At 66.6% G+C, this 26,147-nt stretch carries 23 protein-coding genes; 9 read left to right on the top strand and 14 right to left on the bottom strand.

Annotation, left to right across the window (positions count from 1 at the left end):
* A partial coding sequence (locus tag AC07VS_RS28285) for a prealbumin-like fold domain-containing protein (protein WP_494752625.1) occupies positions 1–1,738 on the bottom strand: 1,738 nt, incomplete at its 3' end.
* Between the two features lie 799 nt (positions 1,739–2,537).
* Here AC07VS_RS28285 and AC07VS_RS28280 point away from each other — a divergent pair.
* From AC07VS_RS28280 to AC07VS_RS28260, 5 genes are all read left to right on the top strand, one after another.
* Positions 2,538–3,071, top strand: coding sequence for a DUF6622 family protein (locus tag AC07VS_RS28280; RefSeq protein ID WP_494752624.1), 534 nt, complete (start codon positions 2,538–2,540; stop codon positions 3,069–3,071).
* Between the two features lie 110 nt (positions 3,072–3,181).
* Positions 3,182–3,484 (top strand): 2TM domain-containing protein, encoded by a 303-nt coding sequence (locus AC07VS_RS28275; RefSeq protein WP_494752626.1) that lies wholly within the window; start codon positions 3,182–3,184, stop codon positions 3,482–3,484.
* A 13-nt stretch (positions 3,485–3,497) separates the two neighbouring features.
* Entirely contained in the window at positions 3,498–4,547 is a 1,050-nt protein-coding gene (locus AC07VS_RS28270) for an alpha/beta hydrolase family protein (RefSeq protein ID WP_494752623.1), read from the top strand.
* Positions 4,544–5,659: a sensor histidine kinase gene (locus tag AC07VS_RS28265; RefSeq protein ID WP_494752622.1), complete on the top strand. Its 1,116-nt coding sequence runs from the start codon at positions 4,544–4,546 to the stop codon at positions 5,657–5,659. Before AC07VS_RS28270 ends, AC07VS_RS28265 begins: the two co-directional genes overlap by 4 nt.
* The gene (locus AC07VS_RS28260; RefSeq protein ID WP_494752621.1) at positions 5,652–6,515 is read left to right on the top strand and encodes a LytR/AlgR family response regulator transcription factor; all 864 of its coding nucleotides are present in this window, start codon (positions 5,652–5,654) and stop codon (positions 6,513–6,515) included. The genes AC07VS_RS28265 and AC07VS_RS28260 overlap by 8 nt, the downstream gene beginning before the upstream one ends.
* A gap of 7 nt (positions 6,516–6,522) precedes the next feature.
* Here AC07VS_RS28260 and AC07VS_RS28255 read toward each other — a convergent pair whose 3' ends face one another.
* The 3 genes from AC07VS_RS28255 to AC07VS_RS28245 are packed head-to-tail and all read right to left on the bottom strand — an operon-like array spanning position 6,523 to position 11,286.
* The gene (locus AC07VS_RS28255) at positions 6,523–8,046 is read right to left on the bottom strand and encodes a SpoVR family protein (protein ID WP_494752620.1); all 1,524 of its coding nucleotides are present in this window, start codon (positions 8,044–8,046) and stop codon (positions 6,523–6,525) included.
* A complete protein-coding gene (locus AC07VS_RS28250) occupies positions 8,043–9,317 on the bottom strand; it encodes a YeaH/YhbH family protein (protein WP_494658225.1) in 1,275 nt (424 codons plus the stop codon). The genes AC07VS_RS28255 and AC07VS_RS28250 overlap by 4 nt, the downstream gene beginning before the upstream one ends.
* Positions 9,318–9,363: 46 nt before the next feature.
* Positions 9,364–11,286 (bottom strand): PrkA family serine protein kinase, encoded by a 1,923-nt coding sequence (locus tag AC07VS_RS28245; RefSeq protein WP_492348049.1) that lies wholly within the window; start codon positions 11,284–11,286, stop codon positions 9,364–9,366.
* Between the two features lie 467 nt (positions 11,287–11,753).
* Here AC07VS_RS28245 and AC07VS_RS28240 point away from each other — a divergent pair, with 467 nt between their 5' ends.
* Positions 11,754–11,978: a hypothetical protein gene (locus tag AC07VS_RS28240; RefSeq protein ID WP_027477038.1), complete on the top strand. Its 225-nt coding sequence runs from the start codon at positions 11,754–11,756 to the stop codon at positions 11,976–11,978.
* A gap of 84 nt (positions 11,979–12,062) precedes the next feature.
* On the opposite strand, the gene AC07VS_RS28235 is transcribed toward AC07VS_RS28240, so the two are convergent.
* The 7 genes from AC07VS_RS28235 to AC07VS_RS28205 form a co-directional block, all read right to left on the bottom strand.
* Positions 12,063–13,154, bottom strand: a complete 1,092-nt coding sequence (locus AC07VS_RS28235) for an XdhC family protein (RefSeq protein WP_494658227.1) — start codon at positions 13,152–13,154, stop codon at positions 12,063–12,065.
* A 53-nt stretch (positions 13,155–13,207) separates the two neighbouring features.
* Positions 13,208–13,807, bottom strand: coding sequence for an SRPBCC family protein (locus AC07VS_RS28230; RefSeq protein ID WP_492348047.1), 600 nt, complete (start codon positions 13,805–13,807; stop codon positions 13,208–13,210).
* Between the two features lie 51 nt (positions 13,808–13,858).
* Positions 13,859–15,049, bottom strand: a complete 1,191-nt coding sequence (locus AC07VS_RS28225) for a vWA domain-containing protein (RefSeq protein WP_492348046.1) — start codon at positions 15,047–15,049, stop codon at positions 13,859–13,861.
* Between the two features lie 11 nt (positions 15,050–15,060).
* On the bottom strand, positions 15,061–15,963 hold the full coding sequence (locus AC07VS_RS28220; RefSeq protein WP_492348045.1) for an AAA family ATPase: 903 nt from the start codon (positions 15,961–15,963) through the stop codon (positions 15,061–15,063).
* A 26-nt stretch (positions 15,964–15,989) separates the two neighbouring features.
* A complete protein-coding gene (locus tag AC07VS_RS28215) occupies positions 15,990–16,784 on the bottom strand; it encodes an FAD binding domain-containing protein (RefSeq protein WP_492348044.1) in 795 nt (264 codons plus the stop codon).
* Between the two features lie 45 nt (positions 16,785–16,829).
* Positions 16,830–19,205 carry a xanthine dehydrogenase family protein molybdopterin-binding subunit gene (locus AC07VS_RS28210; RefSeq protein ID WP_494752619.1) on the bottom strand — a complete coding sequence of 792 codons (2,376 nt, stop codon included), beginning with the start codon at positions 19,203–19,205 and terminating at the stop codon, positions 16,830–16,832.
* Positions 19,206–19,295: 90 nt separating this feature from the next.
* The gene (locus AC07VS_RS28205) at positions 19,296–19,769 is read right to left on the bottom strand and encodes a (2Fe-2S)-binding protein (protein ID WP_494658229.1); all 474 of its coding nucleotides are present in this window, start codon (positions 19,767–19,769) and stop codon (positions 19,296–19,298) included.
* 236 nt (positions 19,770–20,005) lie between these two features.
* Here AC07VS_RS28205 and AC07VS_RS28200 point away from each other — a divergent pair, with 236 nt between their 5' ends.
* Positions 20,006–21,187, top strand: coding sequence for a helix-turn-helix domain-containing protein (locus AC07VS_RS28200; RefSeq protein ID WP_494752618.1), 1,182 nt, complete (start codon positions 20,006–20,008; stop codon positions 21,185–21,187).
* Positions 21,188–21,203: 16 nt separating this feature from the next.
* On the opposite strand, the gene AC07VS_RS28195 is transcribed toward AC07VS_RS28200, so the two are convergent.
* A complete protein-coding gene (locus AC07VS_RS28195; protein WP_494658231.1) occupies positions 21,204–22,016 on the bottom strand; it encodes a TOBE domain-containing protein in 813 nt (270 codons plus the stop codon).
* A gap of 147 nt (positions 22,017–22,163) precedes the next feature.
* Between AC07VS_RS28195 and modB the strand changes: the two genes are divergently transcribed.
* Entirely contained in the window at positions 22,164–22,829 is a 666-nt protein-coding gene (gene modB / locus AC07VS_RS28190) for a molybdate ABC transporter permease subunit (RefSeq protein WP_492348039.1), read from the top strand.
* Between the two features lie 17 nt (positions 22,830–22,846).
* Positions 22,847–23,581, top strand: a complete 735-nt coding sequence (locus tag AC07VS_RS28185; protein ID WP_494752617.1) for an ATP-binding cassette domain-containing protein — start codon at positions 22,847–22,849, stop codon at positions 23,579–23,581.
* 22 nt (positions 23,582–23,603) lie between these two features.
* On the opposite strand, the gene AC07VS_RS28180 is transcribed toward AC07VS_RS28185, so the two are convergent.
* Both AC07VS_RS28180 and AC07VS_RS28175 read right to left on the bottom strand, forming a co-directional pair.
* Entirely contained in the window at positions 23,604–24,857 is a 1,254-nt protein-coding gene (locus tag AC07VS_RS28180) for an SUMF1/EgtB/PvdO family nonheme iron enzyme (RefSeq protein ID WP_494752616.1), read from the bottom strand.
* A 28-nt stretch (positions 24,858–24,885) separates the two neighbouring features.
* Positions 24,886–26,142, bottom strand: a complete 1,257-nt coding sequence (locus AC07VS_RS28175) for a putative Na+/H+ antiporter (protein ID WP_494658243.1) — start codon at positions 26,140–26,142, stop codon at positions 24,886–24,888.
* Between the last annotated feature and the right edge of the window lie 5 nt (positions 26,143–26,147).

Here is a 26,147-nt window from a genome sequence, read left to right as displayed (position 1 = left end):
AGTTGGCATCGGTGCAAGTGACCGTGCCCAGGCTGTAGGTGGCGGGCGTGGGCGTGACCTGGTTCAGCCGCGTGGCGGCATTGGCGGCACTGAGGGTTTGCGCGGCCACGGTCTGTGAGGCGGCCCCACCGCTGACGAAGGTGACCGAGCTGGCGGCCCAGCCATTGCCATTGCTGGCATCTGGGTTGAGGCCCAGCGTGGCATTGGCACTGCTGGGCACGGTGAAGGTCACACTGAGCTGGGGCATGCGGGTCAGGGTGACCGAGCATCGGACCGCATTGTTGACGGCCAACGCCGTCGCACTCAGCGTGATGCTGCTGCTGGTGTTGGAGACGCTGCCACTGCCCATGCCCGTGCAACTGACGGCGCTGATGACGTAGGCCGACGGTGAGACCAGGTTCACGGTCACACTGTTGCCGTAACTCAGGGCCTGCGCATTGCCCACAACGGCCACCCCCGGTGTGGTGGTCGTGATGGTCTGGGGGACCCAGGCGCCACTGCCGGTGAAGACGAAGTCGCCCACCCCGCCCTGGCTGGTGACGGTCAGACCCAATGAGGCATCCAGTGCCGCGTTGGCCCCGACCGTTGAAGATCCGTTGACCGACCCCGCGGCGTTGAAGACGGAGACCGGGTTGGAAGAGCCCGCGCTGCCGTTGTAACCCCCGTTGCCGGAGCCGCCAGCACCTCCGGCCGCGGACATGCCCGAGGCCGTGGAGTTTGTGATGACCAATGTGCCCGCATTGACAAACACGGCCGGGCCGGCGGCAGCGCCACCACCGCCGCCGCCCACGCCACCCGAGCCGCCGCCGCCATTGCCCCCCGCCACGCCGCCGCCCAGAGCACCACCGGAGCCGCCCGCGCCACTGGCGCTGCCGCCACCGCCCCCAGCGCCTGCGCCACCATTGCCGCCCGTGGCGCCTGCCGTGCCGCCCCCGCCGCCACCAAAGCCGCCGGGGCCGCCGATGTAGGCACTGCCGCCACCGCCACCGCCGCCAAACCCCCCGGCCCCCCCCTGTTGTGCCACCGATGGACTGGCCCCCCCGGGGTTGGTCGCGTAGCCGGAACCGCCGACGCCCACCACACCGGCCCCGGTTGCATAGAACTTGCCACCACCACCACCACCACCGGCGCCGCCGTTGCCGCCCCCATTGGCGCCCGAATACGAGCCCGCAGACAACACACCGCCACCACCACCACCGCCCGAAGCGCCCAAGGCGGCACCGCCGCTGAATTCAAGACCGCCGCCCCCACCGCCCGCCGTGTAACTGAGGCTGGCGTAGCTTCCGCCGGCCCCGCCTACCGCGGACAGGCTGAGAAAGCGCATCTGACTCAGCGTGACGGCTGCACCAGACTGATTCACAAACACCCCTGCGCCGAGTCCGGCACCGCCGCCGCCCCCACCGCCGCCCCCACCCCCTTTACCGCCCTGGGCCTTGGCGTTCTGGAGGGTCATGTTTTTCAGGGCCACCGTACCCGTGTCAACAAAGAACACGCGGTAGCTGCCGGCGCCGTCAATGACGATGTTGCCAAGTTGGCCGCCGTCGATGGTCAAGCTGTCCGTGATGGGCGGCAAAGGGCCGCCCAGCGTGATGGTGCAAGGGGCCGATGCACACGAGAAATTGATCACATCCGCACCCGGCGAGGCATTGGCGGCCAGGATCTGTGCCCGGAGATCTCCAGCACTACCCGCGCCGGTGCCCGCCGCGCCACCGGATGCCGTGTCCGTGAAGGTGGTCACGGTGTATGTCGCAGCCTGGCTGCCCGATGTCATCAGCCCCATCAGCAATGCCACCGCAACGGCAACGCGCCAATGCCTGATCGGCATTGAGCCATGACTCAGCCAAGGCCCAAGTCGCAAGGCCTTTCCCAGCCACGGTAGTCCGCAACAAAAGAAAATCACTTTCATCATTTAAATGCTCGTCGCGAAATTTTTAACGATAAAAATGGCTTTGACAAACGCCTCATTCAGACCAGATATCTCGCTAAAACCCGACAGATGGTCGTTGTTGCGCTCAAGATCGAACGCTCACCACAAGCCCAATCAGGCTTTGAAGACCTTGGCTTCAAGCGGTATCACGAGCCCAAGCTGAGCCACCCATCGCGCCCTAGGCCCTGAAAAGCACCTCGAGCGACGTAATTGGCGCGTTCATCCACGTATCACGCGCTTTCTTTGAGGCTCTTCCATGAGCGCACAAAAACATCATCTATGACATCTAAAATCATTTGAAGTCATCTTCATAAGAATAGTCATGTTTTTTACATCATTGATTGATTTTGAATCATAACTGCATATATGATTTCAACAAATCTTAAAAATGTCAATTAAGTTATTTTTATCACTTGGAAAATCCACCAACCACATGAATGAAGGCCCGCTGATGAGCCGGGATCTGCCCGACTGAGGCCTCATCTCACGCCGTCAACCGACGATTCGCGCCAGATGAAAGGGGTTTCGTCGCATGGAGATGTCCGGGTTCAGTGGGGACAGGCACAGTGGCGGTCAACCCTCTGCCACCCCAAACCCAAGGAGCCATGTCATGCTGTTGCAAATCCTTCAACACACCCCACGGTGGGTGTTCGCCCTGTTCATCGCCCTGTTGTGGCTGGGCCTGCGGCAGACCCTGAGCCGTCAGATGACGCTCACCCGCGTTCTGCTGCCTGCGCTCGGGCTGACGGCCTTTTCGCTGTATGGCGTGCTCAGCGCCTGGCCCACACAAACGCTCACGCTGCTGGGCTGGTTGGTGGCGGCAGCCACTGCCGGGGCATGGGTGCTGCGTCAAGCGCTGCCGGCCGGAACCCATTACGACCCGGATCAACACCGCTTCACCGTGCCCGGCAGTTGGGTACCGCTGGTCACCATGCTGGGCCTGTTCATGACCAAGTACGCCGTCGGCGCGGCCCTGGCGGTGCAGGCCGCCTGGGTGCAGGACGCCAGCTTTCCGTTCGTGTGCAGTGCCGTGTATGGCGCCTTCAGCGGCTTGTTCGTGGGCCGGGTCTGGCGCCTGTGGGCCCTGGCCGTGCGCACCGACCGCGCCGCCCGCCAGTGGGATGTCAGCAGCCCGGTGGCTTGAAGACGGCGTGAAGCGAGGCAGATCGCCAACGGCCGCTTTGGCATGATCGACAATGCAAGAGCCGTCCTGCCCCACCCACCCCACCTGCGCGTTGCACGCCCGCCTTGACCATGAGACCTGACCGCACCCCCGAAGACCTGGAACGCCTGGCACAGCGCCGCGCTGGCGCCAAGATGGGCTGGTTCATCCACCTGGCGGTGTACTTGGTGGTGAACACCGCGCTGTTCATCTTGTCCACGCAGTTTGGCATGCACCGTTGGTCCGTCTTTCCGGCCGCGGGTTGGGGCCTGGGCGTGCTGCTGCACGGGGTCTCGGTGTTTGTGCTGGGCTCGGGCAGCGGCCTGCGCGAAAAGCTGGTAGAGCGCGAGCGGGAGCGCCTGCGCCGCCAGTTCAACAACGACAACCATCCCTGAGCGGAGCCTCGACATGCGACTGAACCCCCTCCTCTGCCGCACTCTGGCCGCCTCTGCCTTCTTTCTGAGCCCCTGGGCCCTGGCCTCGGTGGGGCTGGATGTGCTGCCCGGCCAAGGAGACAACGGCCCAGTGACGGTGTTCTACCCGGCCCAGGCAGCGAGCGCGCCACTCAAGCGCGGCAGCTTCACCCTCGATGTGGCGTGGCAGGCCGCCCCGGTGGCGGGCAATCACCGGCTGGTGGTGCTGTCGCACGGCTCGGGTGGCTCACCCTGGCCTCAGGCCGATCTGGCCAGTGCCCTGGTGAATGCCGGCTATGTGGTGGCCCTGCCCGAACACCGGGGCGACAACTGGCACGACCACCGCCGGGTCGGCCCGCCGAGCTGGAAGATCCGGCCGCAAGAAGTGTCTGAGGCCATTGACCGGATCAGCGCCGACAGCCGGTTCAGCCCCTTGTTCGATGCCCGGCAGGTGGGGGTCTATGGCATGTCGGCCGGCGGCCTGACGGCCCTGACCCTGGCCGGTGCGCACTGGTCGCCAGCCCGCTTTGCGCAGCATTGCGATGAGCACGCCGACGAAGACGCCGTGGCCTGCACCGGCGGCATGGTGCATCGCAACGGCTGGGACGGCGTCAAGATCACCTTGGCGCGCTGGTATGTGAATCTGCGCTACGGCCACGACACCGAGACGCAGTCGCACACTGATGAACGGGTGAAGGCAGTGGTGGCTGCGGTGCCCATGGCCGCGCCCATCGATCTGGACTCGATCAGCCACCCGGCCCTGCCCAACCCACCCGCGCTGGGGCTGGTCGAGGCCCGCCGGGACGAGTGGCTGGTGCCCCGGTTTCACATCGACCCGGTGCTGGAGGCCTGCGGCCCCCGCTGTGAGCGGGTGGCCGATCTGCCAGAAGGGGGCCACAGCGCCGTGCTGTCGCCCTGGTCCAACGAGCGTGCCGCAGAAGTCGACCGCTTTCTGATGGACCCACCGGGCTTCAACCGCGCCAGCGAGGTGCCCGCCACCTTGGACAAGATCGTGAATTTCTTCAACCGTCACCTGCTGCCATGAAGCCCGATCTGCTGCACACCACCCGGCATCTGGTGCAGGTGCTGGCCTTCTGCCTGGTGATCTCGGCGCTGCAGTACCTGTTCCACCCCGAGCGCCCTTACGAGGTGCCCCTGGTGTACTCCCTGAGCATCGGCCTGTGCACCTGGTTCATCACCGACATGGGGCGCTTTGTGGTGGGCATGGACCCCGCGACATCGTGGCCACGGGGTTGGCGTGGGCCAGCCCTGGTGGCTTTTGGCATGGCCACGGGCTACACCTGCGGCACCTTGTTGTCCGATGCCTGGTTTGGCTGGTCGTCCTGGCACTCGGTGGCCGCCAACGAACTGCGTGCTTCGCTGATCATCACCGTCGTCGCCGGTGTGGTGATCAGCAGTTACTTCTACCTGCAAGGCAAAAGCCAGACCTTGCAGCGCCGCATGAAGGTGGCCGAAAGCCAGGCCACCGAAGCCCAGTTGCGCCTGCTGCTGACGCAGCTGGAGCCCCACATGCTGTTCAACACCCTGGCCAATCTGCGGGTGCTGGTGGGCATCGACCCGCAGCGCGCCCAGCACATGCTGGACCACCTGATCGCCTACCTGCGCGCCACCCTGAGCGCGTCGCGCGCCACCGAGCATGGCCTGCAGGCCGAGTTTGATCGGCTGCGCGACTACCTGGCCCTGATGGAGGTGCGCATGGGCCCCCGCCTGAGCTACACCCTGGACCTGCCCGATGAGCTGCACCAGGCCAGTGTGCCGCCCCTGCTGTTGCAACCGCTGGTTGAGAACAGCATCCGCCACGGCCTGGAGCCCAAGGTGGAGGGGGGCAGCATCACCGTCCAAGCCCAGGCCCTGCCTGCCAAGGAGGGGGCCCCGGCCCTGCTGCAGATCACCGTCACCGACACCGGCGTGGGCCTGCGCCACGAGGCGCAGCCACAACAGGTGACCGACCTGGGCCGCGGTTTTGGCCTGACCCAGGTGCGCGAACGCCTGCGCACCCTGTATGGGCCACAAGCCAGCCTGAGCCTGCAACATGGCCCTGGCGGCGGCACCGTGGTGCAGTTGCGCTATGCCCTGCAAACCCTGACCGTGGCCGACACAACCACCCGCCTTGCCGACGGCCCAGAACATGCCTGACATCACCGCCCTGATCGCCGAAGACGAACCCTTGCTGGCACTGGCCTTGCAGGCCGAACTGCAGCGCCAATGGCCCGAATTGCGCCTGGCAGCCACCGTGGGTGACGGCCTGAGTGCCGTGCGACAATCCCTGGCGCTGTGCCCTGACGTGTTGTTTCTGGACATCCGCATGCCGGGCCAGAGCGGCATCGACGCGGCAGCCGAGCTGGCCGAGCAATGGCCCGCCGGCAGCGATGCCCCGCCCTTTCCCGCCCTGGTGTTTGTGACGGCCTACGACCAGTACGCCGTGCAGGCCTTCGAAGCTCAGGCCGTCGACTACGTTCTCAAGCCGGTGCAGGGCCCGCGCCTGCACAAGACCGTGCAACGTTTGCGGCAGGTGCTGGAGGGCCGGCGGGCGGGCGCCCAAAAAACAAAGGCCGCGCAGGCCGACCTGCTGGAGCCCGCCCTGGCCCAATTGCGCCAGTTGCTGGCCGCCCAGATCGGTCACTCACCTGCCGAGCCCGCTCCGGGTGGCCCGCCCGCCGGCGGCCTCAAGGTGATCCAGGCCAGCCTGAGCGGAGGCAGCAGCATCCGCCTGGTGCCCATCGGAGAGGTGGTGTATTTCGAAGCGGCCGACAAGTACGTGCGCGTGCTGACCGACCAGGAGGAATACCTGATCCGCACCCCGCTCAAAGAGTTGATCGGCCAACTCGATGCCCAGGTGTTCTGGCAGGTCCACCGCGGCACGCTGGTGCGCGCCAGCGCCATTGACACCGTGACACGCGACGAGGCCGGCAAGCTGCGCATCAGCCTGCGCGGCCGGGCCGAACGGCTGGCGGTGAGCCGCCTGTATGCCCACCTGTTCAAGGCCATGTAGGCCACGCTCAACGCCGGCGTTCCATCACGTGCTCGCCCAGCAGGGTGACATACCCGTCGGCCGCCTGCTGCTCCAGGCGCACCTTGAACCCCCACAACGTGGCCAGGTGGCGCAGCAGCACGGGGGTCTGCTCTGACAAGGGGCGGCGCTGGTAGGGAAAGTAGCGCAGGGTCAGTGAGCGATCGCCGCGACGGTCCACGTTCCAGACCTGGATGTTGGGCTCCTGACTGCCCAGGTTGTACTGGTCGGCCAGCTTGCGCCGCAGTTCGCGGTAACCGGGCTCGTCATGGATCGCACTGACCGCGAGCTTGTTGCTGCGGTCGTCATCGAGCACGGCAAACAGGCGCAGCTCACGCATCAGCCGGGGTGACAGGAACTGCGCCACAAAGCTCTCGTCCTTGAACTCGCGCATGGCAAAGTCAAACGTATCGCGCCAGGGCTTGCCGGCGATGTCCGGGAACCACGCGCGGTCCTCGGGCGTGGGCGCCTCGCAGATGCGACGGATGTCGCGCCACAGGGCAAAGCCCAGCGCATAGGGGTTGATGCCCGAATACCAGGGGCTGTTGTAGGCCGGCTGGTGGACCACATTGGTGTGCGACTGCAGAAACTCGAGCATGAAGCCGTCACCCAGCCGCCCCTGGTCGTACAGGGTGTTGAGCAGGGTGTAGTGCCAGAAGGTGGCCCAACCTTCGTTCATCACCTGGGTCTGGCGCTGGGGGTAGAAGTACTGGCTGATCTTGCGCACGATGCGCACGATCTCACGCTGCCAGGGCTCCAGCAAGGGCGCGTGTTTCTCGATGAAGTACAGCAGGTTCTCCTCGGGCTCGGCGGGAAAGCGGGGCTCGGGGGTGATGGCGGTCTCCAGCGGACGGGGCGGCAGGGTGCGCCACAAATCGTTGACCTGACTTTGCAGGTATTGCTCGCGCTCCTGCTGACGGGCGCGCTCCTTGTCCAGCGACAGCGGGCCGGCGCGCCGGTAGCGGTCCACGCCCAGGTTGCTCAGCGCATGGCAGGCATCCAGCAGGCGCTCGACCTCGTCGAGCCCATGGCGCTCCTCGCATTCGGTGATGTAGTTGCGGGCGAACACCAGGTAGTCGACGATGCTGTCGGCGCTGGTCCACTGCCTGAACAGGTGGTTGCCCTTGAAGAACGAGTTGTGTCCATAGGCGGCGTGGGCGATCACCAGGGCCTGCATGGCCATGGAGTTCTCCTCCATGAGGTAGGCGATGCAGGGATCGGAATTGATCACGATCTCGTAGGCCAGGCCCATCTGACCCCGCTTGTAGCGATTCTCGGTCTCGAGAAAGTGTTTGCCGAACGACCAGTGGTGGTAATACACCGGCATGCCGATGGCGGCGTAAGCGTCCATCATCTGCTCGGCCGTGATGATCTCCAGCTGGTGGCGGTAGCCGTCCAGCCCGTAGTCACGCGCTACGCGACCGATTTCGGCATCGCAGCGGTCCAGCTCCTCGAATGTCCAGTCGCTGCCCTGGGCCAGCAACGGCGGATCGGATTTGCGGGGGCGGCTCATGTCAGGCGCTTTCTGAAAAGTTCGCGGAACACCGGGTAGATGTCGCCCGGGGTGCGGATGCGCTGCAGCGCGAAATGCCCGGGGTGGGACCGGGCCAGCTTTTCGTATTCCTCCCACAGGTTTTGCGGTTCACCATCGGTGATCTCCACGTAGGCGTGGTACTGCACCACAGGCAGGATGTGCTGCTCGACCCAATCGCGACACACCTCCGAATCGCCCCCCCAGTTGTCGCCATCGGAAGCCTGGGCCACGTAGATGTTCCACTGGCTGCCCGAGTAGCGGGCCTGCTGGATCTCGGTCATCAGCTTCAGTGCGCTCGACACGATGGTGCCGCCGGTGTCGCGCGAATGGAAAAAGGCCTCTTCGTCCACTTCTTCAGCCGCCGTGTGGTGGCGGATGAAGACCACCTCGATGCGCTCGTAGCTGCGGTTCAGGAACAGGTACAGCAGCATGAAGAAGCGCTTGGCCATCTGCTTGCGCGCCTCGTCCATCGAGCCCGAGACGTCCATCAGGCAGAACATCACGGCTTGGGTCGAGGGCTCGGGCACGCGGATGCGGTTGCTGTAGCGCAGATCGATGGGGTCGATGAAGGGGGCCGCCCGGCGGCGCAGGCGCAGCGACTCGATCTCGCTGCGCAGCTGCTGCAGCACGGCCTCGTCCGGCGGGCTTTGGGCCAGGGCCAGGGCCAGCGCCTCTTCGAGTTCGCGCAGGCGGACGTTGTAGGGCGCCGCCGCTGCCACCCGCCGGGCCGCACTGCTGCGCAGGGTGCGCAACAGGTGGATGTTGGTGGGTACACCGCTTTGGGTGTAGCCCGCGCGCACCAGCTTGTAGTCATTGATGCGCGCCAACTGCCGCTTGACCATGCGAGGCAGCTCCAACTCATCAAAGAACAGGTCAAAGAACTCATCGCGGCTCAGGGTGAACAGAAACTCGTCCACGCCCTGGCCATCCGGGCTGGCAGCGCCCCGGCCGCTGCCCTGCCCCCCGCCACCTTGCGGCCGGTCCATCTGGTCACCATGACTGAAGCGATCGTTGCCCGGGTGCACCGATTCACGCACACCACCGCGGCCGTGGTGGAACTGAGGCTCGCCGATGTCCTGCCCCGGCACGCCGATCTTCTCGCCGCTGTCCAGGTCGCGGATGCTGCGCTTGGCGATCGCATCCGACACGGCACGCCGCACCTGGGTCTTGAAACGGCGCAGAAAGCGGCTGCGGTTGACGGAACTCTTGTTCCGGCTGTCCAGCCTGCGGTCAACGATTCGAACCGTCATGAGGACTCTCCGGCAAGGGTGGGCCAACAGGCTGCCCACCCTGGGTTCACGAAGACTTGCGCACGCGCATGTACCAGTCGCACAGCAGGCGCACCTGCTTTTCGGTGTAGCCCTTGTCGATCATGCGGTCGACAAAGTTCTGGTGCTTCTTCTGGTCCTCGGCGCTGGCCTTGGCGTTGAACGAGATCACTGGCAACAGGTCTTCGGTGTTGGAGAACATCTTCTTCTCGATCACCGCGCGCAGCTTCTCGTAGCTGGTCCATGAGGGGTTGTGACCATCGTGCTTGGCGCGAGCGCGCAGCACAAAGTTGACCACCTCGTTGCGGAAGTCCTTGGGGTTGCTGATGCCGGCGGGCTTTTCGATTTTCTCCAACTCGTCGTTCAGCGCCCCGCGGTCCAGGATCTCACCGGTGTTGGGGTCGCGGAACTCCTGGTCCTGGATCCAGAAATCAGCATAGGTCACATAGCGGTCGAAGATGTTCTGGCCGTACTCGGAATAGCTCTCCAGGTAGGCGGTCTGGATCTCCTTGCCGATGAACTCGGCATAGCGCGGGCTGAGGAACTCCTTGAGGTGACGGCGGTAGCGCTCCTCGACCTCGGTGGGAAACTGCTCGGCCTCGATCTGCTGCTCCAGCACATACATCAGGTGCACCGGGTTGGCAGCCAGTTCACGGTGGTCAAAGTTGAAGACCCGCGACAGGATCTTGAAGGCGAAACGGGTCGACAGCCCGGTCATGCCCTCGTCCACCCCGGCAAAGTCGCGGTACTCAGGGAAGCTCTTGGCCTTGGGGTCGGTGTCCTTGAGGTTCTCACCATCGTAGACGCGCATCTTGCTGTAGATGCTGGAGTTCTCCGGATCCTTCAGGCGCGACAGCACCGAGAACTGCGCCATCATGCGCAGGGTGTCGGGCGCACACGGTGCATGCGTCAGCGAAGAGTTGGCCAGCAGCTTTTCATAGATGTGCATCTCATCGGTCACGCGCAGGCAGTACGGCACCTTGACGATGTAGATGCGATCGAGAAAGGCCTCGTTGTTGCGGTTGGTCTTGAAGGTGGTCCACTCGGCTTCGTTCGAGTGCGCCAGCACCAAGCCGTCGAAAGGAATGGCGCCAAAGCCTTCGGTGCCTTTGTAGTTCTGCTCCTGGGTGGCCGTGAGCAACGGATGCAGCACCTTGATCGGCGCCTTGAACATCTCCACGAACTCCAGCACGCCCCGGTTGGCCAGGCACAGCCCCCCCGAGTAGGAGTAGGCGTCAGGGTCGTTCTGTGAATAGTGCTCCAGCTTGCGGATGTCCACCTTGCCCACCAGCGAGGAGATGTCCTGATTGTTCTCATCGCCTGGCTCGGTCTTGGACACCGCGATCTGCGACAGCACCGAGGGCCGCATCTTCACCACCCGGAAGCGGCTGATGTCGCCCCCAAACTCGCGCAGCCGCTTGACGGCCCAGGGGCTCATGATGCCCCCCAGGTAGCGTCGACTGATGCCGTAGTCCTGCTCCAGGATGTGACCGTCCTCGTTCACATTGAACAGCGACAGCGGCGACTCATGAACCGGAGAATCCTTGATGGCATAGAACGGCACCTTTTCGATCAGCAGCTTCAGCCGCTCGGCCAGCGACGATTTGCCACCGCCCACCGGGCCCAGCAGGTAAAGGATCTGCTTTTTCTCCTCCAGCCCCTGGGCCGCATGCCGGAAGTACGAGACCACATGCTCGATCACCTCCTCCATGCCATAGAACTCCCTGAAGGCCGGGTAGATGCGCAGCATCTTGTTGGCGAAGATGCGGGACAGGCGCGGATCCAGCCGCGTGTCCACCAGCTCAGGCTCGCCGATGGCCACCAGCATGCGTTCGGCCACGCTGGCATAGGCCATCTTGTCGGCTTTGCACAGCTCCAGGTAGTCCTGAAGAGACATCTCTTCTTCTTGCGCCGCCAGGTAAGCACTTTGGTATCGGGCCAGCAATGACATGGCACACCTCCATGGGAAATGGAACGGACAGGCTAGGGATTCAACGGCCGTGAGGCCACAGGGGATGACATCGGATCGGGGAGAGGCCACAGGCCTCGACAGGTGCCGGCGTGTCAGACCGGCCCCAAGCCCGCCAGGGGTGCGTCTGGCAGGCAGATCGCAAATGGGTCATCGTCGACATCGGGTCAGGAAAGCAACTACGCATGGCGTCACTCCTTTGCCACCAGCAGCAGGATGGTTCTGCTCAGTTGGACTCCGGCCTGCTGGATTGGTTTCAGTTTGTATTGCAGGGCAAGCAGGTGTCAATGACTTTGCTACCAGTGGTCCTGGCTTGCTCAAGTCGAAGGGACCGCTTGTGTGAAGTAAGTCAACCTCGCAGCAAGCGCTCGCCGCACGATTTGAAGGGCGAGGACAACGGCGTCACACAAGCGGTGCATACTGCTATCTTTCGGAGCAGGATGGCATCGATGACGCAAGCGACGAAGATTTGCCAGCATCAGAACTACGAGTTGAAATGCAGCGCCAAAGTGCTGGACAACGGCGAGTACGTTCCCTTGCTGGTCATCACCAAACAGGTCTGGCCGACGCGCCCGCGCGAGATCGCGGTGCGTCGCGGTGACTACACCACACCCGAGGCTGCGGTTGAGGCCGCCTATGCCCAGGGCCTGGAGTGGATTGCCAACTACGGCTGAACGCAGCCGGTCAACCGCCCCCAGCGGGCATGATGCGCCGACACCCAAGCGGCGTGGTGGGCTGTCGACGTTGAACGGCCCCGCTCAGGCCGCCCGGCGCGGCAGGCCGCACACCTCGGCCCCCGGGTCGTTGTGGGGTTTTTCCCGCTCGTTCTTGGCTTCGGCCACCGCCATGTCGCGCGGCAAGGCGACCCCATTTTTCACGGCCAGGATCTCGGCCATCACACTGACCGCGATCTCGGGCGGGGTCTTGCTGCCGATGTAGATCCCGATCGGCCCGCGCAGACGCGCCAGGCTGGCCTCAGTCTGGTCAAAATGCTCAATCATGCGGGCGCGCCGGGCCTCATTGTTGCGGCGTGAGCCGATGCCCCCCACGTAAAAGGCCTCGCTGTCCAGGGCCTCCAACAAGGCCAGGTCATCGAGCTTGGGGTCATGCGTGAGGGCCACCACACAGCTGCGCCGGTCGGGCTGGAAGGCACGCACCACGTCATCAGGCATGTCGCTCACCACCCGCGCGCCCGGTACCCGCCAGGTGCTTCGGTACTCTTCACGCGGATCGCACACCGTGACGGCAAAGCCGCTGAACAAGGCCATGGTGGCCAGGTATTCGGTCAGTTGACCGGCACCGATCAGCAGCATGCGGTACTCGGGGCCGAAGGTGTTGCTCAGCAGCCCCTCGGCCACGGTCAATTCGGCCGGGGCGTCGGCCGCCAGCAGGCTCACCATGCCGTCGACCAGACGCACCCGGCGCTGCATCAACTGGCCCCGTTCCAGGGCCTCGATCAGCTGGCCCAGGCTGGCTGCATCGGGGTCGAATTCGAGCATCAGCTCCAGCGTGCCACCGCAAGGCAGGCCAAAGCGATGGGCCTCATCGGCGCTGATGCCGTACTTCACAAAGGCCGGCGGGCCACTGGGAATCGTGTGTTCATGGCGGTTCACCGCCTCAGGCAACGGGCTCTGGGCGTAAGCCCGGGTGTGGCGGTCGATGAGGTCGTCCTCGATGCAACCGCCCGACACCGACCCGACCACCTGCCCCTGCTCGCTCAAGGCCATGATGGAGCCCACGGGCCGTGGCGAAGACCCCCACGTCCGCACCACGGTGACCAGCATGGCCCGCAAGCCCTGCAGCCGCCATTCGCGCAGCTTGCGCAGCACCATCACATCCAGGTTTTCCATCTCGGTCTCACTTTCCGGGGGGGCTCATGTGCCCGCCCGCCTTCCAGACGAACTCAACGCAGCCAGAGCACCAGGGCGGCCAGCACCACCGCCCCCACCCACCAGGCCCAGACCGGCACGCCCGGGCTGCCAGCCACGGGTGCAGCGGGTGCCGCCTCGCTCGGTGCGGGCTGGGCAGACACCTCGGCCGCGGCCAAGGCAGGCGCCGGGTGACGGCGTTGCATTTCGTCATCAAAACGCTTGAAGAAATCTTCAGCCATGCCCTTGGCCGCCCCATCGATGAGGCGCTGGCCCAACTGGGCAATCTTGCCTCCCACCTGGGCGTTGACGGTGTAGCTCAGCTCGCAGCCCCCTTCGTTGGGCTGCAAACTGACCTGGGCCTTGCCCTTGCCAAAGCCCGCCACACCGCCCTGCCCGTCGAACCCGATGGTGTAGCTTTGCGGCGGGACAATGTCGCTGAGCGTGATCTTGCCGCTGAACTTGGCCGACACCGGGCCGATCTTGACGGCCATGCCGACGGCGTACTGATTCTCGCCAGTGGGCTCGACCTTGTCGCAACCGGGAATGCACAGCTTGAGCACCTCCGGGTCGTTGAGCGCATCCCAGGCCTGCTGCTGGGTGATGGCCAGTGGCCGGCTTCCTTGCATGTCCATGATCGGTTCCTCGGTTTTCTTGGAGTCGGAAAAGGGGCTGCCTGCCGCGGCTCAACGCCGCAGCACCGCCGCGATGCTGCCGGCCAGATCCTCCAGCCGGCTCAGATTGTGGACCGCCAGCATGCCGTGTGCCTGGGCATGCAGCTCGATGGCCCCACGCGCCAGCGGGGCGTAGCCCTCGAAGCGCAGCAGGGGGTTGAGCCACAGCAGGCGGCCCGTGTGGCGACGCAGCCAGGCCAGCTCGCGCCCCAGTGCGGCCGGCTCGCCCGTGTCGAGCCCATCGCTGATCAGCAACACCAGGGTGCGCCGCCCCAGCAGACGCCGCGCATGACGCTGCCGCAACTGGGCCAGAGAATCACCCAGCCGGGTGCCGCCGGCAAAGTCGCTGATGCGGGCACTGGCCTGGGCCAGCATGGCGTCGGTGTCGGCCAGACGGAAAGCCGGCGTGAGATCGGTCAGGCCGGTGCCAAACGCGAACACGTCACGCCGTGGCAGGCCGGCGGTAGCGGCATGCAAAAAGGCCAGCAGCAGCCGTGCGTACCGCTCCATCGAACCCGACACATCCACCAGCACCAGCAAAGGCAGCGGCTGCACACGCCGACGCAGGCGCGGCAGGTGCAACAACTCACCACCGGTGCGGGCGGCCTGTTGCATCACACCGGGCCAATGGATGCGCGCGCCGCCCGCGCCAGCCCGGGTACGGCGCGACTCGAACACCGGCATGGGCAGCGCGATGCGTCGCGCCAGGCGCTCCACCAACTGGTATTCAGACGCCGACAGGCCGTTGAAGTCGGCTCGGCGCAAACGCTCGGCCTCACTGGCCGTCATGGCGGCATCAAGTTCAATCTTGTCGTCAGGGGCTTTGGGAGGGCCGGCCTGACCGGCCGCCTTCGGGGGTGACAAGGCTTCGTTCACGCGCGGACGCCGGCGCGAGGGCTCGGCACGCCCCTGGGCCGTGGGCAACATCTGGGCCAGCAATTGACGGGCCATGTCAGGGTCGCGGAAATAAGCGTCGAACAGCTCGCGGAACACGGCACGGTCAGCCTCGCGGCTCACCAGCACCGTCTCCAGCGCCGCACACAGGTCGTCGCGACGGCCCAGGTCAACCCATTGCGCGGCCTGCAAGGCCAGTGCCATGCGCGAGGCATCCAGCGGCACACCGGCCCGGCGCAAGGTACGCCCGAAGCCCGTGATGTTGTCGGCCAGCTTGCCGCTGCGCGCATCGCCCAAGCGGGGATTCATGGCCAGCCTCCTCAGACCTCGTCGGGTTTGAGCAATTGGGTGGCCAGTTCATGGGTCAAGGCGGCCACGTCTTCGCGCTGCTTGAACAGGATGCCGGCGGTGTCCGAGGCCAGTTCGGGGTCGATCGCCAGCGTGTCCAGGGCCACCAGGGCCTTGGCCCATTCAACGCTCTCCGCAATGCCTGGCGCACGCTGGAAGGCATTGGCAAAAGGGGTGCTGCGCAACCTGGCCACAAAGCTGGCCACCTGCTCAGCCAAGGCCGCGCTGGCCAGGGGCACCTGGGCCCGCACGATGGCCAGTTCGCGCTCACGATCAGGGTAGTCCAGCCAGTGGTACAGGCAGCGGCGCTTGACCGCATCGTTGAGGTCGCGCGTGCGGTTGCTGGTGAGCAGGGTGACAGGCTTGCACGCCGCGCTGATGGTCCCCAGTTCGGGGATGCTGACCTGGTACTCGCCCAGGTACTCGAGCAAAAAAGCCTCGAAGGGTTCGTCGGCCCGATCCACTTCGTCAATCAGCAACACGGCCCCGGGGGCCGGGGCTTGCAGCGCCTGCAACAGCGGGCGCCGGATCAGGTAGCGGCCCTGGTAGACCTCTCGCTCAGCATCGTCCCCCTCCCCCAGGCCCTGGGAGCGCCCCTCGGCCACCCGCAGGTGCAGCAACTGGGCCGCATAGTTCCATTCATAAAGGGCTTCGCGCTGCTCCAGGCCGTCGTAGCACTGCAGGCGGATCAACTGTCGCTGCAGCACCTGGGACAAGGCCTTGGCCAGTTCGGTCTTGCCCACCCCGGGCTCGCCCTCCAGCAGCAGCGGGCGCTGCAGCTTCAGGGCCAGAAAGACGGCCGTGGCCAGGCGCCGGTCGGCCAGGTATCCGACCCCCGCCAGGGCCTGTTGAAGCGCGTCGATGGATGCGAGCACCAGAGGGGGTCTCCTTGCGTCGGGATTCAGCCAGCCAGGGCCCGGGCCACGGCACGCTGAGTCTGCACACTGATCAGGTTGGCGCGGTAGACCGCACTGGCGTGGATGTCGCTGTTGAGATCGGCCGCATCGATGCTCACCCGTGCAGCGGCTTCGGGTGTGAAGCTTTGGCTGAGCGCCGCCTCCAGACCGGCATGACGGAACACCGCGCTGGCGGCCCCGGTCACCGCCACCCGCACGCCGGCAGGGGTCTGTGCCACGAACACCCCAACCAGCGAGAAGCGCGACGCAGCCTGCTTGAACTTCATGTAGGCCGCGCGCTGCGGAATGGGAAAACGCACCGCCGTGATGATCTCGCCGTCCTCCAGGGCCGTGGTGTACATGCCCAGAAAGAAGTCATCGGCAGCGATCTCGCGACGGTCGGTGATCACCGTGGCGCCCAGGGCCAACAAGGCGCTGGGGTAGCAGGCCGCCGGGTCGTTGTTGGCCACCGAGCCCCCCAGGGTGCCCCGGGCCCGCACCTGGCGGTCCCCGATGTGGGCTGCCAGATCGGCCAGTGCCGGAATGGCCGCCTGCAACTCGGCGTTCGCGGCCACATCAGCATGGCGCGCCATGGCGCCGATCACAATGGACTGGCCTTCGCGCCGAATGCCGGCCAGCGAAGGAATGCGGTTGAGGTCGACCACCTGTTCAGGGGCGGACAGGCGCAGCTTCATCGAGGGCAGCAGGCTCTGGCCACCCGCCAGCAGCTTGCCGCCGGCCTGGGCCAGACCTGCGGCTTCCGCCACGGTGGCGGGGGCTTCAAAAGTGAAGGCGTACATGGTGCGATTCTCCTTGTTCGGGGATTCGGGGTGCCGGAATGGGGCTCAAGCCCGGGCAGCCTGGATGGCCGACCAGACCCGGGCGGGCGAGGCGGGCATGTCCAGATCCTGGACCCCCAGGGGCTTGAGCGCGTCGAGCACGGCGTTCATCACGGCGGGTGGCGAGCCAATGGCCCCGGCCTCACCGCAGCCCTTGGTGCCCAGCGGGTTGTGCGTGCAAGGCGTGCAGACGTGGCCCAGCTTGAACTCCGGGAAATCATCGGCGCGCGGCATGGCGTAGTCCATGAAACTGCCCGTGAGCAGTTGGCCCGTCTCGCGGTCGTAGACACAGTTCTCGATCAGCGCCTGGCCGATGCCCTGCACCAGCCCCCCATGGACCTGCCCCTCGACGATCATCGGGTTGATGATGGTGCCAAAGTCATCCACCGCGGCAAAACGGTCCACCCGCACGGTGCCGGTGGCCGGGTCGACCTCGACTTCGCAGATGTAGGTGCCGGCCGGGAAGGTGAAGTTGGTCGGGTCGTAGAAGGCGGTTTCGTTGAGCCCGGGTTCCAGCTTGTCGAGCGGGTAGTTGTGCGGCACATAGGCGGTCAACGCCACCTGTCCAAAGGTCACCTTTTTGTCGGTGCCACGCACCGTGAATTCGCCGTTCGCAAAGTCGATGTCGACATCGCTGGCTTCCAGCAGGTGGGCTGCGATCTTCTTGGCCTTGGTCTCGATCTTGTCCAGCGCCTTCATGATGGCCGCGCCACCGACCGAAATCGATCGCGAGCCATAGGTGCCCATGCCGAAGGGCACGCGACCGGTGTCGCCGTGCACCACGTCGACCTGATCCGGAGTGAGCCCGAGGCGGGCGGCCACCACCTGGGCAAAGGTGGTCTCGTGGCCCTGACCATGGCTGTGCGATCCGGTGAACACCGTGACGCTGCCGGTCGGGTGCACCCGCACTTCGCCGCATTCAAACAGGCCAGCCCGGGCCCCCAGCGCACCGGCGATGTTCGACGGCGCAATGCCGCAGGCTTCGATGTAGCTGCTGTAGCCGATGCCGCGCAGCAGCCCCTTGGCGGCGCTGGCCGACTTGCGGGCCTCGAAGCCGGCGGCATCGGCCAGTTGCTCAGCCTGATCCAGGCAGGCCGGGTAATCGCCGATGTCGTACTGCAGCGCCACCGGGGTCTGGTAGGGGAAGCTGGTGATGAAATTGCGACGCCGGATCTCGGCCTGGCTCAGGCCCATCTCCCAGGCGCAGCGAGTGACCAGGCGCTCCAGCAGGTAGGTGGCCTCGGGGCGCCCGGCACCCCGGTAGGCATCGACCGGCGCGGTGTTGGTGAACCAGGCGTCCACCTCGACATGGACCTGCGGCGTGGTGTACTGCCCCGCCAGCAAGGTGGCGTAGAGGATGGTGGGCACGGCGCTGGCAAAAGTGCTCAGGTAGGCGCCCAGGTTGGCATCGGTGTGGACACGCATGGCCAGGAAGCGGCCCTGGGCATCCATGGCCATCTCGGCGTGGCTCACATGGTCGCGACCGTGGGCATCCGACAAAAAGGCCTCGCTGCGGTCAGCCACCCATTTGATGTTGCGATTGAGCTTCTTGGAGGCCCAGGTCAGGCACACGTCTTCGGCATACAGGTAGATCTTGGAGCCGAAGCCGCCCCCCACGTCCGGGGCAATCACCCGCACTTTGTGCTCGGGCAACCCCATGACAAACGCGGTCATCAGCAGGCGCTCGACGTGTGGGTTCTGGTTGGACACGTACAGGGTGTACTCATCATTGGCTCGACTGTACGAACCGATGGCAGCGCGCGGCTCCAGGGCGTTGGGTACCAGGCGGTTGTTCACCAGGTCCAGCCGGGTCACGTGGGCCGCGCCGGTGAAGGCGGCGTCCACCGCGGCCTTGTCACCAATGGCCCACTTGAAGCAGTGGTTGTCAGGCGCGTTGTCGTGCAGCGCCGGGCCCTTGGCGGCGTCAGCCACCTGCACCACCGCGTCCAGTACCTCGTAATCGACGTTCACCAGCTCGGCTGCATCGCGCGCCTGCTGCAAGGTCTCGGCCACCACCATGGCCACATGGTCACCCACGTAACGCACCTTGCCCTGCGCGAGGATGGGGTGCGGTGGCTCTTTCATGGGCTGACCGTCGGTGCTGGTGATCAGCCACCCACATGGCAGGCCGTTGATGCCGGCGGCCGCGACATCGGCCCCGGTGAACACCCCCAGCACACCCGGCGCGGCCTGGGCGGCCGCGATGTCGACGGCATTGATGCGGCCATGCGCATGAGGCGATCGCACGAACACCGCGTTGGCCTGGGCCGCCAGCACCACATCGTCGGTGTACTGGCCGGCCCCGGTCAGAAAACGGTAGTCTTCCTTGCGGCGCACGGCGGCACCGATGTGCGGAAGGTTGGCAAAATCTGAGGCACCCATGTCTTTGTCTCCTGATGTTCGGGAATCGAAGCGCCCATCGCCTGTTGGCGCGGGCCGAGGGTTGATGCGCTGAACGAGCTCGCCAGGGGCTCAGCCACCTGCGGCCATGGCGTCCCGGCCTTGCACCACGGCCTTGACGATGTTCTGGTAGCCGGTGCAGCGGCAGAGATTGCCTTCCAGCAGCTCCCGGATCTCGCTCTCGCCGGCCTTCGGGTGGTGCCGGCACAGATCGACCGCGCTCATCACCATGCCCGGGGTGCAGAAGCCGCACTGCAGGCCATGGCACTCCTTGAAGGCAGCCTGCATCGGGTGCAGCGTGCCATCGGGCTGGGCCAGACCCTCGATGGTCGTGACCTCGGCGCCCTGGGCCTGGGCGGCCAGCACGGTGCACGATTTGACGGCCCGGCCGTCCAGCAACACGGTACAGGCACCGCACTGGCTGGTATCGCACCCGACATGGGTGCCCGTGAGGGTGAGTTGCTCGCGCAGCAACTGCACCAACAGGGTATTGGGCGCCACATCCGCCCGGGCCACACGGCCATTCACCTTGAGTTCAACCTGCATGGACCATCTCCTTGAAAAGTAGAGGCTTGGAACAGCTGGCATCTTTTCGCGGCCCCGGTCCGCGTTGGCTAGGCAAAACCCTAGGATGCAGACGGCTCGACTCGGATATTCTCAATTTGCGACAGCCATGACCGTTTGATGTCTGCACAACACCGCTCACCCAGTTGGCTCCCGGAGGTCCGGGTGCCAACCACCGAGCCCGCCCACCCCAGTCACCCAGCCACCGCCCCAGGCCCATGCCAGCGACTGACACCCCCTCCTTGCGAGCATCCCCGCCCGCTCATGACCGACAGGCCTTGATCCGGCAGGCCCGGCAGGCCTGGCTGAATGGCGGCCTGGGCGGGTCACCGAACCTCGGCCACGCCCCGATCGAGCCCTGGATCACTCGCTCCTGGCAACGTTGCCTGGCCGACGGCCTGCGGCCCCACCACAGCGTCGAGTTCGGCCCGGTCAGCGCCAGCACGCAACGCCAACTGACCGAGGGCAACCGCGACCTGATCAACGCGGCACGCCCGGTGTTGGCCCAGCTCTCGCGCGCCATTGCAGGCACCCGCTATTTCAGCCTGCTGACCAATGCCCAGGGGGTGGTGGTGGACGTGCACGGCCCCATCGACCCCCAACAGGAGGCCGCCACCACGATTGCCCGCGTGGGGGTGGACCTTTCCGAGCGCCATGTGGGCACCACGGCCATCGGCGCGGCACTCACGGAGCTGCAACCGGTGTGGCTGCACCAGGGGGAGCATTTCTTTGAGCAGCACGCGATTTACAGCTGCGCTGGCGCCCCGCTGATCGGCCCCGAAGGCCATTGCGTGGGCATGCTGGACCTGACCGGGGTGGAGGTGCCGGAGCGGCCCGAGCTGCGCCACCTGGTGACGCGGGCGGCACGCCACATCGAAAACGCGCTGGTGCTGCAGAGCCCCTGGCACATCATGCTGCGCCTGAACTGGCCCGGGGCCCCCATGCCCGAAGGCCCGGCAGCCGATGCCGAAGGCCTGTTGTGCCTGGACACCGAGGGTGCGGTGCTGGCCTGCAACCCTGCGGGCCGCCAGATGCTGCCCCGCCCGCTGCTGCGGCCTGGCGCCCGCCTTCAGGCCGACGATCTGTTCGCCGTGCCATGGGGCATGCTGGTCGACCACGCCCGGCGCCAGGCACCGCCGCTGGATGTGCCGCTGTGGTCTGGCCTGCGGCTGCAGGCGCTGGCCCGCTTGCGCGGCGCGACGCCCCAGGCAACTGCGGCTGCACGGCAGGAGGGCGGCACTGCGGCCGCCAGGCCCTTGCGCGACCTGGAAACCGCGCTGATCCGGCAGGCAGTGGAAGAAGCCCGCGGCAATGTGGCCGAAGCCGCCCAGCGCCTGGGCATCAGCCGGGCCACCGTCTACCGCAAACTGGGACAGAAAGCACGCCCGACCGGCGATTGACGGGTTCGCCGCCCCCTCAATCGACAGAACCCAGCACCACGGCAGCGGGTTCAACCACGGCCCGGGCCAGGGCACCGCGCCTGAGCGTCCCGCCCTGGGTCGTCAAACCCACCCATTGCAGCCCGCCCTCCGACGTCAGCACCACCTCCTGCAGCTCGCCAGCGCGTGTGGTGCGGGCCACCCGGCCCGTCACGCTCGACACGGCATCGAGGCGGTCCTCGCCCTCGCTTTCACCCGGCCCCAGGGGCAGGATGCGCACCGCCGTGGCCTTGCACAAGGCCAGCACCGGCAGCCCCTGGCGCAGGCCCAGCAACTCGGCGCTCTCGCGGGTCAACGAGGCCTGCAGCCGATCCGGCCCGGCCAGGCTGAGCTGTGCCAGCACCACGGCGCCCTGGCGCCGCAGTGCCGTCACGGTGGCCGGCCATTGGTTGCGCATGCTGGTGCGCAAGCCCAGCGCGGGGGACTGGGTGCCCGTACTGCCCATGCCCGCTGCCGCGCCAGCGCCGGCCAGCTCAGCCAGCACCTGCTGACGTGCCACCGCCAGGGCGTCTGCCACGCGCAGCAACCAGGCGCCCTGCGGGGTGATCACGGCCCCACCGCCGCCCGCCCCCCCCACCGCCCGCTGCACCAGCTCGGCACCGGCCAGGTTGCTCAAGGTGTCGATCGCCTGCCAGGCGGCCTTGTAGCTCACACCCGCATCGCGCGCGGCCTGCGAGATGCTGCCGCCTGCCGCGATGCCGCGCAGGATCTCCAGGCGTTTGTCACTGGGGCTGTGGCCCAGCGCCTCCGACCAGTGCAGGACGGGAGCGGGGGCGAAAATCTGAGGCATCGGTGTTTCCGGGCTGAGGGCGCTGACCATGCCCTGAACTTTAACCATTCCGGCGGGCTGGCACGGCTGGCGCTAAACTCACGCCAATTGCGCTATTCAAGTGCGGAATAGCGAACCACCCCCTCAACCGTATCCTGCGCCCGCTTCATGCCTGAATCGACCCTGATCCCGCTGTGGCTGACCCTGAAGGTGGCCTGCCTGGCCACCGTGGCCAGCGGCGTGCTGGGCGTGGGCCTGGCCTGGTGGATGGCGCGGCGCCGCTTTGTCGGCCACGCCCTGCTGGATGCCTTGCTGATGCTGCCCATGGTGCTTCCCCCCACCGTGCTGGGCTACTACCTGATCGTGCTGATCGGGCGCAACGGGCTGCTGGGGCGCTACCTGGACCAATGGCTGGGCATCAACCTGATGTTCACCTGGCAGGGGGCCGTGCTCGCCGCTGCGGTGGTGTCACTGCCCCTGATTTACAAGGGCGCCCGCGCCGCCTTCGAAGAAACCGACCCCCGCCTGGCCCAGGCAGCGCGCACCCTGGGGGCGGGCGAGCTGGAGGTGTTCTGGCGCATCAGCCTGCCCATGGCGCTGCGCGGCATCACCGCCGGCCTGATGCTCACCTTTGCCCGGGCCATGGGCGAGTTTGGCGCCACGCTGATGATCGCGGGCAACCTGCCGGGCAAGACCCAAACCCTGTCGATCGCGGTCTACGACGCCGTGCAGGCCGGCAATGATGCCCAGGCCCTGTGGCTGACCGGCCTCATCTCCGCCGTCTGCGTGTTGGTGCTGGTGGGCTCCGGCCGGCTGCTTCAGGCGCGACACTGACCCCACCCCTGCCCACCATGCCGCACGCTCAACCCCGCCCCCCGACGCCGCCCGTGCTGGACATCCAGCTGCAACTTGAGGCCCATGCCCCGGGGCGGCATTTCGCGCTCCAGGTGGCCTTTGAATCGACCAGCCTGCGCACGGCCTTGCTGGGCCCGTCGGGGGTGGGCAAGTCCATGACGCTGCAGGCCGTGGCGGGCCTGATTGACGCACCGGGCCATGTGCGCGTCCAAGACCTGACGTTGCAGGACAGCCAGCGCGGACTGTGCCTGAGCGCACGCGAGCGCAGTGTGGGCTATGTGTTCCAGGATTACGCACTGTTTCCACACATGACCGTGCGCCAGAACGTGGCCTTCGGCGTGCGCCGACCCGGTCAGCCCCACAGCCCGCAGGCCGACGATCGGGTGAATGAGATGCTGGCCCGCTTTCAATTGGAGGAACTGGCCCCCGCCTGGCCGCCGCACCTGTCCGGTGGCCAACGCCAGCGCGTGGCACTGGCCCGTGCACTGGCGGCCCAGCCGCGCCTGCTGCTGTTGGACGAGCCGCTGTCGGCCCTGGACACCGAGTTGCGCCTGCGCCTGCGCGACGAATTGCAGAGCTTGCTGGAACAGATCCGCATCCCGGTGTTGCTGGTCACCCACGACCCACAGGACGTGGCCCAGTTGGCCCAGACCGTCATCCGGCTGCGTCCAGGCGAAGCCGCCCAGCCCGAGACCGTGGCCGAACGCCCACCGGCGGTGCGCCTGGCCTGAAGCCAAGCCCGAACGACCCAGCTCAGATCGCGCAGGAACGGAAACCCACGAAGGCATCGTCTTCGTGCGGCTGGCCAAACCAGCGCCAGCCCGCATCGCGCAGGCGCGCCCGGCTGGCCAGCGAATGCCCGCGCTGCACCCGGGCCTGCTCCATCAGCGGCCAGGCGTAATCACGCCACGGGCCAGGCTGAGCCCCGGGCCAGGGGCGCAGGCGGCTGGCGGTCCATTCATGAACCTCACCCCAGCGCCAGCCACGGCGGGCTGCGGTGTGGGCGGCCAGATCCCATTCCACTTCATCGGGCAGGCGCCGACCGGCCCAGCGGCACCAGGCATCGGCCTCCCACCAACTCACATGCACCACCGGGTGGGCCCCGGCCAAGCGCACGCGGCGACCAAAACGGTTCTGCAGCACACCGCCGCTGCTGCCCGGGCGAGCCGCCCCCATGTGCTCCACGTGGCGCGGCGCGGTGCGGCCCACCTGCGCCTGCAACCAGGCCCAACCTTCGGGCAGCCAGTGTTCGGCCTGGTCATAGCCACCATCGTCGACAAACTCGATGTATTGGGCCCAGCTCACTGCCTGGGCATCGATCTCGAACTCAGGAACGGCCACGCTGAGCTGGCCAGGCTCGCCCTCGGGGTGGAAGCCACCACTGCGGTGCGGCAAGGCCCAGCGGGTGGCCGGGATCAGCAAGGGGTCGCGTGCCGCCAGCACTGCGGGCTCGGGCAGGTCCAGCGGCACGCCCTGGGCCTGGGCCAGCCGGATCATGCGCTCGCCGAGCAGATCCTCATGGAACAGAGCCAATCGGAAGAAATACAGCGAAGCATCGTCTTCAGGCAACCGGTCCAGCAGATCCAGGGTGGACTCCAACGTGTCGAGCAACCACGATCGCACCGCCGCACGCTGGGGCAAGGCCTCGGCGGCTCGCTGCGCGGCACTGCGCCAGCGTGGGTCCCACAGGCGGTCGGCTGCCGGGTCTGAAGAAGGCAGCCGCAAGGCGTCGGGCGGGCAGTTCAACCCCAAGGCGCGCCGGGTGTTGCGCCCCACCCAGTACTCGGCAAACCAGCCGGCATGGCCGGCCAGCCACAACGGCGGCTCCACGCCGGGCCCAGGCTGCCAGCGCCAATGCCCGCTGTCCTCGGCCTCTTCAAAGCGCGCCAGCAGGGCCAGCGTGTGATTGCGGGCATCCATCAAGGCCAGCGACAGCAGAGAGGGGCCGGCCGACCAGAGCTGGGGCGAATCGATCGCGGCCGAGGGGTTCAGTGCGGGATGGGGCATGGCCGGAGCGGCGGGTCAGGCCAGGGGCTCAAAGAAAGAAGAAGGCCAGTGCGGCCACGACCGTGGGCGCCAGCGCCCCCAGCAACAGGCCGCCGGCACTGATCGCACCATCCGGGAAACCGTTGCGCAACAGGGCCACGCCGGCCGGATTGGGGGCATTGGCGATCACGGTGAGGCCGCCGCCTGTGACGGCCCCGGCCACCAACATGTATTTGGCGCCGTCAGAAATGCCTTCGATCAGAGAACCCAGGTAGGTGAGTGCCGCGTTGTCGGTGATGGCGGTCAAGGCCGTCGCCCCCACAAACAGTGCCGTGGGTGAGAGGCCCGAGACCAGGGGCTGCAACCACCATTGCTGCAAACCGCCCAACACCACCAGGCCGGCCAGGAAAAAGCCCACCAGCAAGCCCTCCTTGATGATCAGGGGGGCCTGAAAGCGGCTGTAGGCCTGGGTGTAGCCCAGAAACATCATGAACAGCCCCATGAAGATCACCGGATGGTGGGCCATCAGCACCACTGCGGCCAGAAAGCCCAGGTGCACCGCCGTCACCACCCAGGGCACGGCCCCATTCGGCTCCCGCGTGTCGCGCATTTCGTGCGTTTGGCGGGGGCTCTCGGGCTCCTGCAGCGAGCCGCGGATGAAGCCCACCAGCACCGTGGCGTTGAGCACCACGGCCACGGCGGCCTTCCAGCCGAAGTGCGTCAGCATGAAGGCCGAGTCCCACTGCCAGGCGCTCGCCACCATCAACACCGGGGGTGCGGCATAGGAGGTGAGGGTGCCGCCAATGGACACGTTGACGAACAACACCCCGAGCGCCGCATACTTGTGGCGCACCGGCACCTCAGGGCGGAACACCGTGCCCGCCAACGTGAGCGCCGCAATGGTCATGGCCGCAGGCTCGGTGATCAGGGAGCCCAGCAGGGGCACTCCGGCCAGCACCAGCCAGGCCTGGGCCACCGGGCGGCGCAGCGGCAACAGGCCGCTGAGGGCCTGCAGCACGGACGACACCGCCACCAGCACCGGGCGCGAGGCCGCCACCACCATGACCACAAACACAAACAGCGGCTCGGTGTACTGGCGCGACTCGGCATAGGCCACGGCGCTGGCCGTGCCCTGCACCAAGGCCATCATGCCCAACAGCACGAAGGCCCAGAAGCCGAACACCACCTCGACCTCGCCCAGCAGGTGCAGCAAGCCGGCGTGACGCGGATGGCGCTGGGCCAGGTGCTCGATGGCACTGGCTGCAAAGGTATGGACCAGCGCAATGGCAAACACGGCCGCGGCCATCAGGT

The sequence above is a fragment of the Curvibacter sp. GW821-FHT01G03 genome, from assembly GCF_059422285.1.
The sequence above is the reverse complement of the archived record's forward strand: the minus strand, read 5'-3'. Positions and strand labels throughout refer to the sequence as shown.

What these genes read in the sequence shown, in the direction of transcription:
- AC07VS_RS28195 (WP_494658231.1), bottom strand. Translation starts at nt 22,016, where the DNA reads ATGCCTCAGATTTTCGCCCCCGCTCCCGTCCTGCACTGGTCGGAGGCG.
- AC07VS_RS28215 (WP_492348044.1), bottom strand. Translation starts at nt 16,784, where the DNA reads ATGTACGCCTTCACTTTTGAAGCCCCCGCCACCGTGGCGGAAGCCGCA.
- AC07VS_RS28270 (WP_494752623.1), top strand. Translation starts at nt 3,498, where the DNA reads ATGCGACTGAACCCCCTCCTCTGCCGCACTCTGGCCGCCTCTGCCTTC.
- AC07VS_RS28230 (WP_492348047.1), bottom strand. Translation starts at nt 13,807, where the DNA reads ATGGACATGCAAGGAAGCCGGCCACTGGCCATCACCCAGCAGCAGGCC.
- AC07VS_RS28275 (WP_494752626.1), top strand. Translation starts at nt 3,182, where the DNA reads ATGAGACCTGACCGCACCCCCGAAGACCTGGAACGCCTGGCACAGCGC.
- AC07VS_RS28265 (WP_494752622.1), top strand. Translation starts at nt 4,544, where the DNA reads ATGAAGCCCGATCTGCTGCACACCACCCGGCATCTGGTGCAGGTGCTG.
- AC07VS_RS28235 (WP_494658227.1), bottom strand. Translation starts at nt 13,154, where the DNA reads ATGGAAAACCTGGATGTGATGGTGCTGCGCAAGCTGCGCGAATGGCGG.
- AC07VS_RS28255 (WP_494752620.1), bottom strand. Translation starts at nt 8,046, where the DNA reads ATGAGCCGCCCCCGCAAATCCGATCCGCCGTTGCTGGCCCAGGGCAGC.
- AC07VS_RS28180 (WP_494752616.1), bottom strand. Translation starts at nt 24,857, where the DNA reads ATGCCCCATCCCGCACTGAACCCCTCGGCCGCGATCGATTCGCCCCAG.
- AC07VS_RS28205 (WP_494658229.1), bottom strand. Translation starts at nt 19,769, where the DNA reads ATGCAGGTTGAACTCAAGGTGAATGGCCGTGTGGCCCGGGCGGATGTG.
- AC07VS_RS28245 (WP_492348049.1), bottom strand. Translation starts at nt 11,286, where the DNA reads ATGTCATTGCTGGCCCGATACCAAAGTGCTTACCTGGCGGCGCAAGAA.
- AC07VS_RS28185 (WP_494752617.1), top strand. Translation starts at nt 22,847, where the DNA reads ATGCCGCACGCTCAACCCCGCCCCCCGACGCCGCCCGTGCTGGACATC.
- AC07VS_RS28210 (WP_494752619.1), bottom strand. Translation starts at nt 19,205, where the DNA reads ATGGGTGCCTCAGATTTTGCCAACCTTCCGCACATCGGTGCCGCCGTG.
- modB (WP_492348039.1), top strand. Translation starts at nt 22,164, where the DNA reads ATGCCTGAATCGACCCTGATCCCGCTGTGGCTGACCCTGAAGGTGGCC.
- AC07VS_RS28175 (WP_494658243.1), bottom strand. Translation starts at nt 26,142, where the DNA reads ATGGCCGCGGCCGTGTTTGCCATTGCGCTGGTCCATACCTTTGCAGCC.
- AC07VS_RS28200 (WP_494752618.1), top strand. Translation starts at nt 20,006, where the DNA reads ATGCCAGCGACTGACACCCCCTCCTTGCGAGCATCCCCGCCCGCTCAT.
- AC07VS_RS28280 (WP_494752624.1), top strand. Translation starts at nt 2,538, where the DNA reads ATGCTGTTGCAAATCCTTCAACACACCCCACGGTGGGTGTTCGCCCTG.
- AC07VS_RS28260 (WP_494752621.1), top strand. Translation starts at nt 5,652, where the DNA reads ATGCCTGACATCACCGCCCTGATCGCCGAAGACGAACCCTTGCTGGCA.
- AC07VS_RS28240 (WP_027477038.1), top strand. Translation starts at nt 11,754, where the DNA reads ATGACGCAAGCGACGAAGATTTGCCAGCATCAGAACTACGAGTTGAAA.
- AC07VS_RS28250 (WP_494658225.1), bottom strand. Translation starts at nt 9,317, where the DNA reads ATGACGGTTCGAATCGTTGACCGCAGGCTGGACAGCCGGAACAAGAGT.
- AC07VS_RS28225 (WP_492348046.1), bottom strand. Translation starts at nt 15,049, where the DNA reads ATGAATCCCCGCTTGGGCGATGCGCGCAGCGGCAAGCTGGCCGACAAC.